Below are 15,566 nucleotides of genomic sequence, written 5' to 3'. Positions count from 1 at the left end.
CGCCCGTCCGAATACGGAAAGGTCCCACCCGCTGGTCGGATGCGGCCACCTGCTGCCACTCCTCGTAATTGAGCGTATACCGGTTTTGCAGGGAGCAGCCCGGCTCCAGGCTCAGCCATCGCCGGACGGATTCTTCCGCTTCACGGTCAAAAAAGAGGTAGTAAAAAGGTGCTTCGGGCCACAAGCCCAGGAAGCCGGGAGCGTCAGGCTCCGTTCGGGGCGAGCGTTCTGCCCTGCATTCATAGACAAAGAGCCTGCGGGGAAAGGTCACCGATTCTACCGTGGTGCGTGGTGCCTCGTTCATTGGCCTGGATTCCTGCTGCACGGGAAAATCCCTCATGATCTCTCTTTCGTTTCCCCGGCGGATGCCAGATGCACCGCACCTTTGACTTTTTGCCTGAGATGGTCCATTTTGTCGGCAGCATGGAAACGATTTCATGAGGCTTTCACGGAACGCTGCCAAGGAGAACAATCGATGCAGATCATACAGACAACTGTTGGCAATATGGAAGTGTTTTGTTACCTGGTTTACGACGAGGCCACCCATGAAGGCATCCTCATCGACCCGGCAGGGGATGAAGCTCGACTGCTGAAGCTCCTGCAGGAAAAGGGCGTCATTCTCAAATATATCGTCAACACTCACGGCCATGCCGATCACACCTGCGGCAACGACCGACTCCGCAGCGCCACGGGTGCAAAGGTGGTCATGCACGGCCTGGACGACGAGTTTTTCCAACGCACGGAAAACAAGGCCTTCGCCCAGATGATGGGCTTTGAAACCACGGGCCCCGCGGACATTCATGTGAAGGACGGCGACGAACTGACCGTCGGCGGCTTCACGATGAAATTCGTCCACACGCCCGGCCACACACCGGGAGCCTGCTGCATCCTCATCGATGGAAATCTCTTCACGGGCGACACGCTTTTTGTCGGCGCCGTGGGCCGCACCGACCTTCCCGGTGCATCTTTCAGCGCACTGCTCGAGTCCCTCAAAAACAAGGTCTTGGCTCTCCCGCCCGACACCATCATCTGGCCGGGCCACGATTACGGTGACCGTCCCCAATCCACGGTAGCCCGTGAAATGAAAACCAATCCTTACATCACAGACTTTCTGTAGGGAAATAGGGAAAGCAACGGCATGGATGAACGCCTCACGACCCTCTCCTTTGCATCGCCCCTGGGCTGGATTTGCATGGCTGCAAGTTCCAGGGGCCTCTGCCTGCTCCACTTCTGCGGCACGGAACAACCATCGGAGGAGCACGTGCGGGAGATTCTGGCTCGGGAATATCCTGGCTGCATCAGCGAACCGACCGAGGACTCTCCCCTGCTGCTGCAGGCGAAAGAAGCGGTGCTCGCCTATCTTTCCAAAGGGTCCCCGCTGCCCCGTATTCCCTTGGACATGAGCAAAGGGACGCTCTTCCGCAGGGATGTCTGGGAGGCGCTTTGCCGCATTCCCCACGGCGAAACCCGCAGTTACCTCGAAATCGCCCGATCCCTGGGGAAACCCCGGGCCCCCCGTGCCGTTGGACAGGCCTGCGGGAGCAACCCCATCGCTCTGTTCGTTCCCTGCCACAGGGTCCTCGCTGCCGGTGGCAGGCTGGGGGGATATGCGGGGGGGCTCGACATCAAACGCACCTTGCTGGAACTGGAAGGACATGGAGCCTGAAAGCAGTGAAGCGGCGTCTGCAGCCGTGAAAAGGCCCATCGTCACCCATCATAAAAGCGCCATGAAAATGGAGGAATAACGTTGAAAGAAGCAAGTCTGAAACGCAAAGAACAGATCCCCGCCGCCACCGGCAAACTGGGAGTCCTCATCCCCGGCATCGGCGGGGCGGTCAGTACCACATTCATTGCAGGGGTCGAGCTTGTCCGCAAGGGAATGGCCTTTCCCACCGGATCCTTGACCCAGTTGGGCACCATACGACTTGGAAAGCGCTTTGAACGCCGGTCTCCCAAGATCAAGGATTTCGTGCCCCTTGCGAGCCTCGACGACCTGGTCTTCGGAGGATGGGACCTCTACGAGGCCAACGGATATGAAGCCGCCATGTTCGCCCGTGTTCTGAACCGGGAGCACCTGGACCCGGTCAAGGAATTTCTGAGCGGCATCGTCCCCATGAAGGCCGTTTTCGACCGCCGGTTCGTACGCAATCTCGATGGGAAGTACATCAAGGAAGGTGAAAACCTGCGAGCCCACGTGGATGCGCTGAAGGACGATATCCGCCGGTTCAAGGCCGAGAACGGCGTCGAGCGCTGCGTCATGATCTGGTGCGGGAGCACGGAAGTCTACCTGCAGCCCGAGGAGATCCACCAGTCCGTCGATGCGCTCCAAAAGGCCATCGGCGCCAACGATCCCAGGATTCCCCCCAGCATGCTCTATGCCGTCGCCGCCCTCGAGAGCGACATTCCATTCATCAACGGTGCCCCCAACCTGACGGTAGACATCCCGGCCATGATCGAACTGGCCTCCCGGAAGAACCTCCCCATCGCGGGCAAGGACTTCAAAACCGGCCAGACCCTCATGAAAACCATCCTGGCTCCGGGACTCAAGACCCGTATGCTCGGTCTCGAAGGGTGGTACTCCACCAATATTCTCGGAAACCGCGACGGTCTGGTCCTGGACGACAAGGATTCCTTCAAGACGAAGGAAGAGAGCAAGCTGTCGGTGCTCGAGCACATTCTGCAGCCGCACCTCTATCCGTCCCTTTACAAGAACTACTACCACAAGGTCACCATCAACTATTACCCGCCCCGGGGCGACAACAAGGAAGGCTGGGACTGCATCGACATTTTCGGGTGGCTGGGCTATCCCATGCAGATCAAGGTGGATTTTCAGTGCCGCGACAGCATCCTGGCCGCACCTCTGATCCTGGACCTCGTCCTCTTCATGGATTTTGCCCGGCGCGTGGGGATGAGCGGCATCCAGGAATGGCTGTCTTTCTATTTCAAAAGCCCCATGTACAAGGAAAACCTCTACCCGGAGCACGACCTGTTCATTCAGAGCATGAAGCTCAAAAACACCCTGCGCTACCTCATGGGGGAAGAGCAGATCACCCACTTCGGGCTCGACTACTACATGAACGACGCCCAGAAAGGGGCCTGATCCGCAGGATTGGTGAAACGCGGTAAAAAGCGGGGGACGGGGACGCTGAAAACGCTGACAGGCGCTGATTCACGCTGATAAAGCTCAAAGAAAGAATATGGGAAGGTATGACGGAACATCATCACACATTTGTGGAAGAATACGACGGCATGGTGGCTTTTGGCTTTTCGCGGGAGGTGGACGAAAAGTCCCTCATGTATTACCTGCAGAAATTTTCAGATGACGATTTCATGAAAACCCTCGTGCCGCGGCTGAGCGACGGAGAGCTCGAGCAGGTCTTCAAGCTGATGAGCGATCTCATGCACAAACATCTGAAGGACAGCGAATACCACAAATACTTTCTGAAGGATGAAGGCCATTCCCACGACCATGATCACGATGCGTGAGGAGCTGTTCAGCGGAAGTCAGCGCCTCTCAGCGTTTTTCAGCGTCCCATCCCTCTCGGCATCACGCCAGCCATCAGCCGTGAGCCCGCACCCACTCCGCGATGCCGTCCAGGACCCTTCGATTCTGCTCGGGAAGGCGGATGGCCAGGCGGATGAAGTGGTCGTTCAATCCTTCGAAAGAGCGGCAGTCCCGGATGAGAATGTGATGGGCACGGAGCAGTTCCTCCTGCAGAACGTCGGCGGGAGGAAGATCCCTGCCCAGTTCCACAAGAAGATAATTGGCCCGCCCCGGGTAAACCTTGAGCCCTTTCAGCTTTCCCAGCTCCTCGGTACAGACTTTCCGCTCGCACTCCACCAGGGCCAGGGTTTCCTCGCGGTAGGCATCCTGAGCCAGGCAGTGGGCACCGGCCATTTGAGCCAGTGTATTGACGGACCAGGGCGGAAGAAGCCTGCGCATGCGGTCCGCGATGACTTCCGAAGTCAGCAGGTACCCCAGGCGCAGGCCCGGAATGCCGTAAAACTTGGTCATGGACCGGATGAGCACCAATGAACGTCCATCCCGCAAAGCCCCTTTCAACGACTCCTCTTCGCAAAAATCCACGAAGACTTCGTCCACGATGCAGACAATCCCGCCGGTGCGGCTTTTCTCCAGGATCCACCGGCGAACGTCCGGTGGCAGAAGCGTCCCCGACGGGCTTCCCGGGTGGGTGAACAGAATGGCTTCGGGAGCGGCCGTACGGCACACGGCGTCCAACGCCTCCACGGTGGGCTGAAAGTCCGTCTCCGGCCCCGTCACGAGGGGGTGCATGGAGATATCCTGGAGCTCAAAGGCCTTGCGGTATTCTCCGAAGGTCGGCAGCACGATGCATGCCTTCCGGATGCCCAGGGCCTGCGGCAGCCAGTAGATGAGCTCCGTCGATCCGTTGCCGGCCACGATGCGGCTCAGGGGCAGATCGTGGAACCCCGCCAGGGCGTTCAGCAGAGAACGGTTGGAGATGTCCGGATAGTGCTGCAGACGGTGAAAGGCGGCATGGAAGGCTTCCAGCAGGCCGGGAGGGGATCCCAGGGGATTGATACTGGCGCTGTAGTCCAGCAGAAGATCCGGGGAACAGCCCAGCCGGGCCGCGATTTCATAAACATTGCCGCCATGCGCAACAGCCATACAGAACTTTCTCCTTCCTAATCGACCAAGACCGCACGCACTCCCAGGGCCAGGATGCATCCGAGGGCGGAAGTGACATACATGAGGCGGATCATGGCATGGTAGACTTCCAGGGTGAGGGGATCCCCGGGATCGCCCAGAGTGGGCTTTTCCACCCTCTCTCCAAAGTAGACGTTGGCACCTCCCAACTGGGCGCCCAGAGCCCCGGCCGCGGCGGCTTCCGGATACCCCGCGTTGGGGCTTTTCATTTTGCGGGCGTCCCGGCGCATGGTGCGCCATGCCCGCCTCCAATCCCGTTTCATGAGGGCTGCGGCTCCCACCAGCAGGAATCCACTGAGGCGGGCCGGAACCCAGTTGGCCACATCGTCGGCCCTGGCCGCAAACCAGCCGAAATAGCGGTACCGGTCGTTGGTGTAGCCCACCATGGAATCCATGGTGTTCATGGCCTTATAAACCATGGCCGCCACGGGACCGCCCAGCGCCAGGAAAAAAAGGGGAGCCACGATGCCGTCGCTGATGTTTTCGGAAACCGTCTCCACGAGGGCGCGCACGATGTCCTTTTCTTCAAGCTCCGAGGTGTCCCGGCTCACGATCCAGGCCAGCTTTTCCCTCGCGACGGCGAGATTCCCCTGGTTCAGGGCCTCGGCCACCTTGGCCGATTCCTGGTGGAGCCCACGGGTCGCCAAGGTCGTGAACACCATCCAGATCAACACTCCATGGGCGAGAAACGGATGGAACAGTTGGGAGGTGACCCGGAGAATGACGACGGCAGCGAGCACCACCAGGGTGACCACCGTCAGCCAAAAGACGGCTCCCAGAGTCCGCTGCATGAGGGGAGACGCCTTTTCATCGTAAATCCTCCGATCCATCGCCGTAATGAGGTTCCCGATCCATCGGATGGGATGAGGCCATCCCCTGGGATCTCCCAGCAGGAGATCCAGAGCATACGCTGCCGCCAGGTGCCAGGGATAAAATTCCACGGTCGACTCCGTCATTGAGTCATTGAATTAAACGGCGATTCCCATCTCGCGATAGATCCTCTTCATGTCCGTATGCCTGCGGACATGCTCCGCCAGGAGATCGTACTGCGTCTCCTTCCATTCCCGGTAGGAAAAGGGAGAGGAACCCGTCACCGCAGCCTTCCCCGACCGGCGCTGCACTTCCCGAAGGAAGCTCCCGCGGAAGGCGTCGTTGTCGAAAATCCCATGGATGTACGTTCCCCAGACTCTGCCGTCGGGCTGAGTGAGCCCTTCCAGAATATTCACCTCTCCGCCGTCCCGCCGGACAATGCGGAAGAGCGACCGGGCCGTCCCCAGGGACACACTCCTCCCCATATGGATTTCGTATCCCCCCAGGGGAGAATCCAGGGAAGCCGCCCAGTGATTCTCCACCGCCGGCAGGGCCTCCACCTGGGAGGTGATCTTGTCCGGGTACATCTCTGTTTCCATGTCCAGCAAACCCAGGCCGCCGACTTCCCGCAGGCTGCTTTCCACCCCGTGGGGATCCTGCACCCGAAGCCCCATCATCTGGTAGCCGCCGCAGAGCCCCACCACCGTGCCTCCCGACTTGGCAAAAGCCAGGATCGCATCGGAAAGCCCAGATTTCTTCAAAAATTCAAGATCTTGAAGGGTGTTCTTGCTGCCGGGGAGGATCACGGCGTCAAAATGGAAGACCTCCGCCGGACGATCGAAATAAATGAGTTCGACTCCCGGCTCCTGCTCGAAGCAGTCGAAATCCGTGTAGTTGGAAATAAAGGGCAAGCGCACCACCCCGACAGCCAGAGCACTCTCCGACCGTTGTGCCCCGGCGTTCTGACGCATGCGCCGCTGCAGGGCCACGCTGTCCTCCTCCTGGAGGGCGATATGGCTGTAGTGAGGGATGACTCCCAGAACAGGCCGCGAGGAACGGGCTTCCAGGATCTCGACCCCACTGGTGAAGAGCGCCGGATCGCCTCTCAGCTTGTTCACCATGAAGCCCAGAATCCGGCCCTGCTCTTCCGGGGTCATGAGCATATAGCTCCCCAGCAGGGCCGCGAAGATGCCTCCCCGGTCGATGTCTCCCACCAGGATGCAGCGGGCGTCGGCCATTTCGGCCATGGCGAGATTCACGATGTCATGGGCCTTGAGGTTCAGCTCCACGGCGCTTCCCGCCCCTTCAAGGACGACGAGATCATACTGTTCCGCCAGGCGCTGGTAGCATTCCCGCACGACGGGGATCAGGCTGGTTTTGTAGGCGTAGTAATCGCGCGCGGAGAGGTTCCCCACCGCCTTCCCCCGCACGATCACCTGTGACCCCATCTGGGAGGTGGGCTTGAGGAGGACCGGGTTCATGTCCACATGGGGCTCGATGCCCGCCGCTTCGGCCTGGACCACCTGGGCCCGCCCCATCTCTCCCCCTTCAGGCGTGATATAGGAATTGAGGGCCATGTTCTGGGCCTTGAAGGGAGCGACTCGAAAACCGTCCTGCTTGAAGATGCGGCAGAAAGCGGCCGCCAGGACACTCTTGCCCACATCGGAGCCGGTTCCCAGGAACATGAGGGACTTGGCTTTATTTTTCATGAAGAAGCATTCCTTCAAAAAGGGCTGGGACGCTGAAGAACGCTGGCTGAAGCGCGCTGACTTTCGCTGACAGGGGCTTAATCAGCGGGTGTCGGCCCTGTGTCGCTCACGGCCTTTGGCATACTCTCGGCAATGCATGACGAAGGACCTGGCTGCTTCCGGGGCACTGCCCCAGTGGAGGTGGATGTAGCTGGCCAACACTGAGCCCACCTGGTAACCCTCCGGTCGGGCTTCGGAGTATTTTCGGCGGCGCAGCTCGTAAACGCACGGCACCGCAGCATTCTCCTCTTCCACGATTTCCGAATAATGGAACTCGTGCCCCCGGACCGTCAGCCCCGGCTCGCCCAGGAGACAGGGCTCGCCCAGGACCACTTCCGTGTAGCCCAGGGCCTTCCTGCGGCTCAGCATGCGCGTCCCGAAGGGGAAAATACCCGCCATGGCGAACTGTTTGCCTTCGAGGGTTTTGATGAATCGACCCAAAACCATCAGCCCTCCACATTCGGCGTAAATGGGCATTCCCCCAACGGCCGCCCCTCGTATGGATTCCAGGAAATCCGTCCTTTCCGAGAGGTCTTGGGCAAAGAGCTCGGGATATCCACCCCCCAGGTAGAGGCCGTCCGCCTCCCGGGGAACCGTCTCCCCCGCCAGGGGAGAGAAAAACTGAAGCTGCGCTCCGGCCTCTCCCAGCAGTTCGAAATTGTCCACGTAATAAAAACAGAAAGCGGCATCGCGGGCAACCGCAATGACGGGACGAGCAGCCTGCCGTGAAAACTCGTGGAGATTGCCTCCCGAGGAGATGGGCTGCTGGGTGGCCATGGATGGGGGCGAGACACCCCGGAGATCAAGAGCGGCTTCCAGGAGCCGACCTCCGGCCCCTGTCTCCCGCGGCGTCACCCCCGGCGGGTAGACCGAGCGCTCCAGGAGAAGATCCAGGTCCACGTAACGCTCCATCAGTTCCACGAGCTTTTCTTTTCGCTCAGGGTGAAGGGGCGTTTCATCGGCGGTAACAAGTCCCAGGTGCCTTTCGGGAATGCCGATGAGGTCCTCCCGTGGAATTCCTCCCAGCACGGGAATTTCCGGAAGGTTCGCAGCCATGGCTTCCTTTAGATATTCCAGGTGTCCCGGCCCTCCCAGGCGGTTGAAGAGGACCCCCGCCACTCTGAGCCCAGGATCGAAACGACTGAAGCCGTACACGAGAGCTGCGGCGCTGCGGGCCATGCTCCGGGCGTCCACCACCAGCACGACGGGAAGCCCCAGCCATTTGGCCATTTCCGCCGTGCTCCCCGATTCGCTGGTACCGTCGTACCCATCGAATAGCCCCATCACCCCTTCCACGACCCCCAGGTCTGCACGGGCCAGGCGGCTCTGGAAAAGCCCCTGGTTATACTCCCGGGAGAGCATCCAGCCGTCCAGGTTCCGCGAGGACAGCCCCGCCATCTGAGCGTGGAGGCCTGGGTCGATGAAATCCGGCCCGACCTTGAAGGGCTGAACCGTCAGGCCGCGCGCCCTGTAGGCCGCCAGAATCGCCAGCGTCAGGGTTGTCTTTCCGCACCCACTCTGGGTACCGCCAACAATGAAAGCATGCTTACCATCCATGGACCGTTTCTCCGAGAATCGAACCGCGCTCATTCCACATCATCCCAACGCCGCCGCGCGGTCCAATAAAGGATGGGCCGAACCGAGGCGGGCTCCACCCCTTTGCACCCGCACCACATCTCGCGATAGGCCAGGAGTTGATGCCTGTATTTTTCAATCTCCTCTGCGTAAAAGGCGTTGGAGGCTTCCTCCCCTCCATCCTTCAGAAGAGGCCTGGATGTCTTGAAATCCACCAGCCACCAGGCCCCGTCCAACCGCACCGCAAGATCCACGACTCCCACATAGAGTGTTCGAGCGTCGTGAACGCCTTCCAGTGCGTATTCCACCCATCGCTCCTCGGCGGGCAGATCGTAAAACCGCCCAAGCCAGGGGTCCCGAAGACATTCCCGCACCTCTTCCAGCACCGCTTCTCCCATACGGCAGGCGGCTTCTTCCGGGATCCCTTCCCTCCTCAGATGGCTGCAAATGCCCTCCAGAGGCGGCAAGGTCTTTTCCCTGCCGTACCGTTCCAACAGGCGGTGCGTCACGATTCCCCAGAGACGCGGGTGGTAGAATGACGCCGGCTCCTGCCCGGGGAGAGGAAGTGATCCTAGGGGGTCCTTTTCATCCTCTCCCTCCACGAGGGCAGAAGGATTGACCACCCTGAAAAGCGGTCTCTCCCGTTCGAAGGGAGCCGGACGAACCTCCACGGGCTCGGTGCTGACAGACCGCGCGGCCACGGCTGCGGGAACCCGCGGCTCCAACACCATGAGGAAATCTCCCGACGGGCTCTCCTTCCGGATCTCCTCGGGGACAGAATCCCCAGGGGGAGCAGCGACGGCGCCCTCGGAGGGGGCCGTGTCGCAGCCGGATGCAGGGAACAGGTCACTCAGTCCGTAATGCTCGTTCAGCCAGTGCAAGGGGGTCTTGGTGGGAAAGGTGACCGCACCGCTCCCGCTTTTGCAGGAAACGACGCCGCTCATGAGCAGCCGGCTCCGCGCGCGCGTCACGGCCACATAGAAAAGCCGTTTCGCCTCTCCCCAGCGCCTTCCCAGGTGAGTGTCCAGGAGCACTTGATAGAGCGGATCGGGCGCGCTACGCCTCCGATCGGGCCGCACCGCCACCAGGTGGCGATCGCTCCGCCCCGGTACACGCTCGAGCAGGTACGGCGGTTGATGACTCTGTTCCCTCAGGATGGGGTTCCAGTCCAGGAAGGGAAGGTACACTGTGTCGAATTCAAGCCCCTTGGCTTTATGCACCGTCATGACGGAGACACGCGAACGGGCCGTTTCAGGGTCCACCGGCTCGTAGGCGTTTTCCAGAAGCCGTTCCGCCCCCTCGAGGGTCTGGACGGGCTCATGGACTTCGGCCTGCCTCAGCATATCCAGGTACCTGCGGCAGGAGGCGATCCCCCGGCTGCCCCAGCGATGTGCCACCGCCTCAACGCCTCCCAGGGCAATCCAGGCCGATTCCAGCACTTCCGCCAGCGGGTCGTGTCCCAGGTGCTGTCGCGCGCCACGCAGCCGCTCCCAGAATTCGGCAACCCATGGGTCCCTGGCGGCGTAAGCCCGGATTTTTTCCACCCAGGGTTCCGGCTCTTCCCCAAAGACGGCGTAAATTTCATCGTAGGTCAGGGAGAGCCAGGGGCTGTAAAGCTGGGAAGCCCAGGCCAGATGGTCCTGAGGCAGCACCAGGGCCCGGCAGAGCTGATGAAGGTACCCCACCTCCGGCCGTTCCAGGAGCTTGAGCCCCTCCGCCACCTGGACGGCAACCCCCTGCTGGTGCAGGGCCTCAAGGTAAACGGGCAGATGCGTGCGGGCAAACAACAATATCCCCATCGTGCCGTCGCCGCCCTCAAATTCCAGCTCCTCCGCGACACGATGGGCCAGCCACGCAGCCTCTCGCCTGCGGGCGGCCGAAGGATCCAGGGATGCAACGAAAAGGGCCAATTCCGGAGGATCGGGAACGACAAGGGGGGGGGCAGCGGCTGCGTCTTCAACGGGAGGCGCAGGAGCAGCCCCATCCTCCCCAGGTGGCTCTCCGCACCCCCTTTCCCTCCGGAGGGTCTCGGGAGAGGGCGCAGCGGCGGTGAATGCCACTTCATCCTTTTCCACGAGAGGGTTCCGCATGACCGTTCGACTGAAGAGATCGTTGCACCAGGCGATGAGGTGAGAACGGGACCGAAAATTGGTGTGCAGCACCAGGGGAACCATGGGAAGCGCCTGGTGGGAATCTGTCGGTACACCCTTTTTGGCCTCTTGAAAAAGGCGGACTTCGGCCTTGCGAAACCCGTAAATGGACTGTTTGGGGTCCCCCACGACAAAGAGAGTCCGCCCGTCGCCCGGTGTCCACCCCGCACAGAGCCGCCTCAGGAGATTCCACTGCTGGTAGTTGGTGTCCTGGAATTCGTCGATGAGCACATGACGGATCTGCTGATCCAGAAGGAGCTGCAGGTCCGAAGGGACCGCCGTGTCGAAGAGCCGAAGGGCCGCCGTTTCCAGGGCCGAAAAGTCCAGGAGGCGCTGCCGGCGACAGCGTGCATCGTAGGCGCGCACCAGTTCATGCAGAATCAGCATGAGGTCCAGGAGGGTTTCCGTGTCGGGAGGCGAGGAATCGGGTAAGGGAAGCCGGCGCACCTCGTGCAGTCTTTCCGCCAGAGCGCTGCTCATATTTTGAATGCGGTCGGCCCACTCTGTCTTGGCGAATCCCGAATAGTAGCCCGTGGCGGGGCCGAACCGCTTCCTGGGCTGTCCATTCTGAGTGAGGAGGCCGGCCGAAATGGTTTGCCAGCCGCTGAGAGCTTCCCATGCCGACCCCGGAACGTCCGGAGGCAACTGAAAACCCGCCTCCGCCCCGCGGCCCATGAGGTCCCCCACCAATCCCGACCAGGATCGTCCCAGCTCCGACGCTTCAAATTGCCCACGGAGGGCGGCAAGCTCGTCTTCGGCCAGGTGCCGCATCCCGTCGAGAATATATGCGCTCGCCTGATCACGGCTCAAAACGCCGATGAGGTCCCCAAGGGTTTCCCGCCGTTGCATGAGCTCTTCCAGTTCCCGGGCCAAAAGCGGCCAGGAATTGTTGAGATAGAGCAGCCGGTTTTCCACGGCACACCGCGCCGGGTCTTGGGCGGGACGTTCCAGAAGCTCCTGCAGGGTCTCATCGATGACTTCCCGCAGAAAAAAAACCTGGTCCGGTTCCACGAGCAGTTCAGCCCCGGGCACCACCCCGGCTTCCAAAGGCGCCTGGCTGACAAGGGAATAGCAGAAGGAATGGAAGGTCTGGATGCGGAGAATCTCGCCTCCCAGCAGGAGGTCCACCTGGCGGGCATGCCGCCGGAGGGCTTTCCCGGCCATCTCCAGGAGCTCGGCATCCAGGGCGTTGGAAGGCGCATCCCCATGCATCGCACGGACGAGATACCTGCCCACCCGCTCCAGCATTTCCCCCGCCGCCTTGTTGGTGAAGGTCACCGCCAGGATGTGCCGGGGGTGATCCACAAGGCTCAAGAGGCACAAAAATCGGGCTGTCAGAAGGAAGGTTTTGCCGGAGCCCGCGGGAGCCTCCAGGTGAAAGCTGGCAGAGGGGTCGAGGGCCCGGCGCCGCTGCTCCTCATCCGCCAGGAGAGGACGACACTCGTTTGAATCCTGCGGGAAACCCTCCCGGGCACGCGGGCGGGAAGCGTGAAGATCATTCATAAGCTCAAAATTGCCGTTCCGTAATGGACATTTCAAGGCAGCCGTTCACAGGCTTCATCCCCGTCCCCGTAGAGAGAAGGCGCTCGGTTTCCATCCCCTTCATCCTGCATGGAGACGCCCGTCCATCTTTAGACGCCCCCCCGGCAAAAGTCAATCGGGCAGAAGCGCCATCGAGAAAGGCGCCACCACGTCGTGCCTCACCTGCTTGACAGCCTCGGGGAATGTGCTTAATTTCCTGCTCGTGTAAATGGCAAAATAAATCAATCAAAACAACTAGAAAGGAGAAAAGGCTCATGGCGCTCATTCGTTGGTACGAACATCCCGAAGTGGCGCGTCCAGGCTGGGAGCTGGACCGATTGCAGAAGGAAATGAACCGGTTGTTTTCCGATTTCTGGGGCAGGGGAATGTCCCCGTTTCGAGTGGGTGTTTATCCTGCCGTAAACGTGAGTGAAGACACGAAGAACATTTATGTACGGGCTGAGCTGCCCGGAATGAAGCCCGACGACCTTGAAATCTCGGTGGAGGGTGACACCTTGACCCTGCGCGGTGAAAGAAAGCTGGCCCAGGCGGGTGAAACCGTGAATTATCATCGGCGCGAACGTGAAGGCGGTCGCTTCCGTCGCGTGTTGACACTTCCCACGAAAATCGACCCCGGCGCTGTGGATGCCTTCTTCAAGGACGGTGTTTTGAAGATCGTACTTCCGAAGGCTCCCGAGGTTATGCCTAAGCAGATCCAGGTAAAGACCTCCTGACGCTGAAGGCGTGCCGGAGGTATAGTTCTTGAATTGGATATGACACTAAGCGAAGAGGAGGGTTGTTGAAATGGCCGAAAAAGAAATGCAGGCGCGTGAAAAAATGGAAATGAAATCCCCCGCCGAGGGTACGCGGGACGTTCCCATGTATATTCCCGCAGTCGACATTTACGAATCGGAAGATGCTCTCGTGCTGGTAGCCGATATGCCCGGCGTTGGATCGGACAATGTCTCCATCGAAATTCGAGACAACCAGCTGACCCTGCGAGGCACCATTCAGCTGGAACCGGGGGACAAAGAGCGTTTACTGCTCCAGGAATACGGAGTCGGTGATTACTTCCGAGAATTCGCCCTGGGGAGGACCATCGACCAGGCTAAAATTGAAGCCAGCATGAAAGACGGTGTTCTGACACTCACAATGCCCAAGGCAGATATCGTCAAGCCTCGGAAAATAACGGTGAAGGAAGGCTGATCCGTCATCATTTCAGCACAGGTCCATAGACCGGGCGGTCCTCTGCCGGTTGATCGGTTCAACCGGCAGAGGACCGCCCGCCCACATTGTCCGCAGCAGCATTCCCTCACCGCAATGACACCGGCATTAGACCTGCCCGCACACGGTGGAATTTTAAGGAACCACGGTCAGAAGCTCAACCTTGCGCAATTCCAGTTCATAGAGAATGCCGTCGACCTCATCCTTCCCGGTTCCCAGTCGGTCCCGGCTGTAGACCAGCAGACGGTTGACCTTCTCCCGCTCGATGTCGGTGAGAAGCTCTCGTCGTTTCGTATACATCTGCACCTCGCCCTCGATCTCGCCTCCGTCCCTCTCCTTGAGATAGCTCAAGCAGGCTTCCTTTTGTTCCGCCAGAGGCCGTTCGTAGCTCCCCCCATCTTCGGGCTTCAGTTCCTCCAGGCGCACCATCAGATAAACCGCCGTCTTTTTACTTGCCATGAGCCTTTCACTCCTGATTCATTTTCCGTGACCATGCAGCAGACCCTGTCGAATTCCCCTCATATACCGGAGACGCACCCTAAAAACAAATGGCTTGATTCTTGACCGCAAAGCTCCTTATTGGTTACATGTCACCTGTAAACGTTCAAGTCAAAAGGATCGAAGGAGAACTATGGACTGCGGAAAAGATGGAAAAGCAAAAGGAAACGGACAGCCGATGGTGTTTGAACAAGGCCCCATCCGTCCTCCCAGCGAGGCGAGCAGTCTTCTGCTGCGCTTCACGCGAAACTGCCCATGGAACCAATGTACCTTCTGCGGGGTTTACAAAAAGCGACCGTTCAGCCGGAGGTCCCTGGAAGAGATCTGCAGGGACATCGATGCGGTGCACGCCATTCTCGAAGAACTGAAAACCCTTTCCCATTCCATGGGGCAGGGAGGAGCTTTGACCCGCCCGGTCCTGAACGCAGTCTTCACCAGCGGAAGCTATTCCGATCTTTTTCGACACGTGGCCGTATGGGCTTACACAGGAAACGGAACGGTCTTCATCCAGGACGCCAACAGCCTGGTCCTTTCAGCGGATGTCTTTGCCCGGGCATTGCGGTACCTCAAGGAGCGGGTGCCCGGAATCCGGCGCATCACCAGCTATGGCCGAAGCAGCACCATCGCGAGAAAGAGCCTCGATGAATTGAAGGAAATCCGTGCGGCGGGGCTGGACCAGATTCACATCGGGCTCGAAAGCGGATCGGACGAGGTCTTGAAACGGATCAAGAAGGGCACGACCGGTGCGGAGCACATCGAGGCGGGACGCAAGGTCGTCGAAGCCGGCATGAGCCTTTCGGAATACGTCATGCCCGGCCTGGGTGGCCAGGAGCTTTCCCGGGAGCACGCATTGGAAACGGCGAGGGTGCTCAACGCCATCGACCCGCATTTCATCCGGCTCCGCAGCCTGCGGGTCCCGCCGCGCACGCCCCTTTACCAGGAAAAGGTTGCCGGAAAATTCACACTCCTTTCCGACGACGATACTGTCCGGGAGATCCGTCTTTTCATTGCATCCCTGGATGGAATCCGCAGCACGGTGGCTTCAGACCATTTCATGAATCTGCTGCCGCAAGTGGACGGGAAGCTCCCCCAGGACAAAGAGGCAATGCTGGCCGTCATCGACCGGTACCTGGACCTCCCTCCGGAGGAGAGGCAACTGTACCGCCTCGGCCGGCGGGGTGGGGCCATCCAGGGCATGGACGATCTCCGGAACCCCTCCCTGCGGGCCCGCCTGGAACAGGCGCGCCGTGATTTGCAGGCTCAGACGGGCTCCAGCCTGGAAGAGGTCATCACCCAACTGGGGGACCAATACGTTTGACGGGTTTTGGGTGGCATGGGAAGTGGTGGACCGGC

At 60.1% G+C, this 15,566-nt stretch carries 14 protein-coding genes; 7 read left to right on the top strand and 7 right to left on the bottom strand.

Annotated elements, in window-relative coordinates; translation table 11 throughout:
- Positions 1-340 (bottom strand): hypothetical protein (locus MWC30_RS09970; RefSeq protein WP_244084023.1); only part of this gene is annotated, 340 nt, incomplete at its 3' end.
- A 135-nt stretch (positions 341-475) separates the two neighbouring features.
- Between MWC30_RS09970 and MWC30_RS09965 the strand changes: the two genes are divergently transcribed.
- From MWC30_RS09965 to MWC30_RS09950, 4 genes are all read left to right on the top strand, one after another.
- Positions 476-1,117 (top strand): MBL fold metallo-hydrolase, encoded by a 642-nt coding sequence (locus MWC30_RS09965; RefSeq protein ID WP_244084022.1) that lies wholly within the window; start codon positions 476-478, stop codon positions 1,115-1,117.
- A gap of 21 nt (positions 1,118-1,138) precedes the next feature.
- Positions 1,139-1,666, top strand: a complete 528-nt coding sequence (locus MWC30_RS22670) for a methylated-DNA--[protein]-cysteine S-methyltransferase (RefSeq protein ID WP_269467783.1) — start codon at positions 1,139-1,141, stop codon at positions 1,664-1,666.
- An 81-nt stretch (positions 1,667-1,747) separates the two neighbouring features.
- Positions 1,748-3,100, top strand: a complete 1,353-nt coding sequence (locus MWC30_RS09955) for an inositol-3-phosphate synthase (RefSeq protein ID WP_244084021.1) — start codon at positions 1,748-1,750, stop codon at positions 3,098-3,100.
- A 107-nt stretch (positions 3,101-3,207) separates the two neighbouring features.
- Positions 3,208-3,486 carry a cytoplasmic protein gene (locus MWC30_RS09950; RefSeq protein WP_244084020.1) on the top strand — a complete coding sequence of 93 codons (279 nt, stop codon included), beginning with the start codon at positions 3,208-3,210 and terminating at the stop codon, positions 3,484-3,486.
- Positions 3,487-3,559: 73 nt separating this feature from the next.
- On the opposite strand, the gene MWC30_RS09945 is transcribed toward MWC30_RS09950, so the two are convergent.
- From MWC30_RS09945 to MWC30_RS09925, 5 genes are all read right to left on the bottom strand, one after another.
- Positions 3,560-4,648 (bottom strand): histidinol-phosphate transaminase, encoded by a 1,089-nt coding sequence (locus MWC30_RS09945; protein ID WP_244084019.1) that lies wholly within the window; start codon positions 4,646-4,648, stop codon positions 3,560-3,562.
- Between the two features lie 17 nt (positions 4,649-4,665).
- Positions 4,666-5,628: an adenosylcobinamide-phosphate synthase CbiB gene (gene cbiB / locus MWC30_RS09940; protein ID WP_244084018.1), complete on the bottom strand. Its 963-nt coding sequence runs from the start codon at positions 5,626-5,628 to the stop codon at positions 4,666-4,668.
- A gap of 27 nt (positions 5,629-5,655) precedes the next feature.
- Entirely contained in the window at positions 5,656-7,206 is a 1,551-nt protein-coding gene (locus MWC30_RS09935) for a cobyric acid synthase (protein WP_244084017.1), read from the bottom strand.
- Between the two features lie 81 nt (positions 7,207-7,287).
- Positions 7,288-8,802: a cobyrinate a,c-diamide synthase gene (locus MWC30_RS09930; RefSeq protein WP_244084016.1), complete on the bottom strand. Its 1,515-nt coding sequence runs from the start codon at positions 8,800-8,802 to the stop codon at positions 7,288-7,290.
- 29 nt (positions 8,803-8,831) lie between these two features.
- On the bottom strand, positions 8,832-12,473 hold the full coding sequence (locus tag MWC30_RS09925) for an exodeoxyribonuclease V subunit beta (protein ID WP_244084015.1): 3,642 nt from the start codon (positions 12,471-12,473) through the stop codon (positions 8,832-8,834).
- A 293-nt stretch (positions 12,474-12,766) separates the two neighbouring features.
- Here MWC30_RS09925 and MWC30_RS09920 point away from each other — a divergent pair, with 293 nt between their 5' ends.
- Both MWC30_RS09920 and MWC30_RS09915 read left to right on the top strand, forming a co-directional pair.
- Complete coding sequence (locus tag MWC30_RS09920) at positions 12,767-13,225, top strand: Hsp20/alpha crystallin family protein (protein ID WP_244084014.1); 459 nt, start codon at positions 12,767-12,769, stop codon at positions 13,223-13,225.
- Positions 13,226-13,295: 70 nt separating this feature from the next.
- Positions 13,296-13,697, top strand: a complete 402-nt coding sequence (locus MWC30_RS09915; RefSeq protein WP_244084013.1) for an Hsp20/alpha crystallin family protein — start codon at positions 13,296-13,298, stop codon at positions 13,695-13,697.
- A gap of 153 nt (positions 13,698-13,850) precedes the next feature.
- Here MWC30_RS09915 and MWC30_RS09910 read toward each other — a convergent pair whose 3' ends face one another.
- Positions 13,851-14,174 (bottom strand): recombinase family protein, encoded by a 324-nt coding sequence (locus MWC30_RS09910; protein WP_244084012.1) that lies wholly within the window; start codon positions 14,172-14,174, stop codon positions 13,851-13,853.
- Between the two features lie 217 nt (positions 14,175-14,391).
- Here MWC30_RS09910 and MWC30_RS09905 point away from each other — a divergent pair, with 217 nt between their 5' ends.
- On the top strand, positions 14,392-15,531 hold the full coding sequence (locus MWC30_RS09905) for a radical SAM protein (RefSeq protein WP_244084011.1): 1,140 nt from the start codon (positions 14,392-14,394) through the stop codon (positions 15,529-15,531).
- Positions 15,532-15,566: the final 35 nt, after the last annotated feature.

This window comes from Desulforhabdus sp. TSK, assembly GCF_022836495.1.
GTDB lineage: Bacteria > Desulfobacterota > Syntrophobacteria > Syntrophobacterales > Syntrophobacteraceae > Desulforhabdus.
This window is presented reverse-complemented; position numbering and strand designations above follow the sequence as displayed.

What these genes read in the sequence shown, in the direction of transcription:
- MWC30_RS09965 (WP_244084022.1), top strand. Translation starts at nt 476, where the DNA reads ATGCAGATCATACAGACAACTGTTGGCAATATGGAAGTGTTTTGTTAC.
- MWC30_RS22670 (WP_269467783.1), top strand. Translation starts at nt 1,139, where the DNA reads ATGGATGAACGCCTCACGACCCTCTCCTTTGCATCGCCCCTGGGCTGG.
- MWC30_RS09950 (WP_244084020.1), top strand. Translation starts at nt 3,208, where the DNA reads ATGACGGAACATCATCACACATTTGTGGAAGAATACGACGGCATGGTG.
- MWC30_RS09945 (WP_244084019.1), bottom strand. Translation starts at nt 4,648, where the DNA reads ATGGCTGTTGCGCATGGCGGCAATGTTTATGAAATCGCGGCCCGGCTG.
- MWC30_RS09935 (WP_244084017.1), bottom strand. Translation starts at nt 7,206, where the DNA reads ATGAAAAATAAAGCCAAGTCCCTCATGTTCCTGGGAACCGGCTCCGAT.
- MWC30_RS09930 (WP_244084016.1), bottom strand. Translation starts at nt 8,802, where the DNA reads ATGGATGGTAAGCATGCTTTCATTGTTGGCGGTACCCAGAGTGGGTGC.
- MWC30_RS09925 (WP_244084015.1), bottom strand. Translation starts at nt 12,473, where the DNA reads ATGAATGATCTTCACGCTTCCCGCCCGCGTGCCCGGGAGGGTTTCCCG.
- MWC30_RS09920 (WP_244084014.1), top strand. Translation starts at nt 12,767, where the DNA reads ATGGCGCTCATTCGTTGGTACGAACATCCCGAAGTGGCGCGTCCAGGC.
- MWC30_RS09915 (WP_244084013.1), top strand. Translation starts at nt 13,296, where the DNA reads ATGGCCGAAAAAGAAATGCAGGCGCGTGAAAAAATGGAAATGAAATCC.
- MWC30_RS09910 (WP_244084012.1), bottom strand. Translation starts at nt 14,174, where the DNA reads ATGGCAAGTAAAAAGACGGCGGTTTATCTGATGGTGCGCCTGGAGGAA.
- MWC30_RS09905 (WP_244084011.1), top strand. Translation starts at nt 14,392, where the DNA reads ATGGTGTTTGAACAAGGCCCCATCCGTCCTCCCAGCGAGGCGAGCAGT.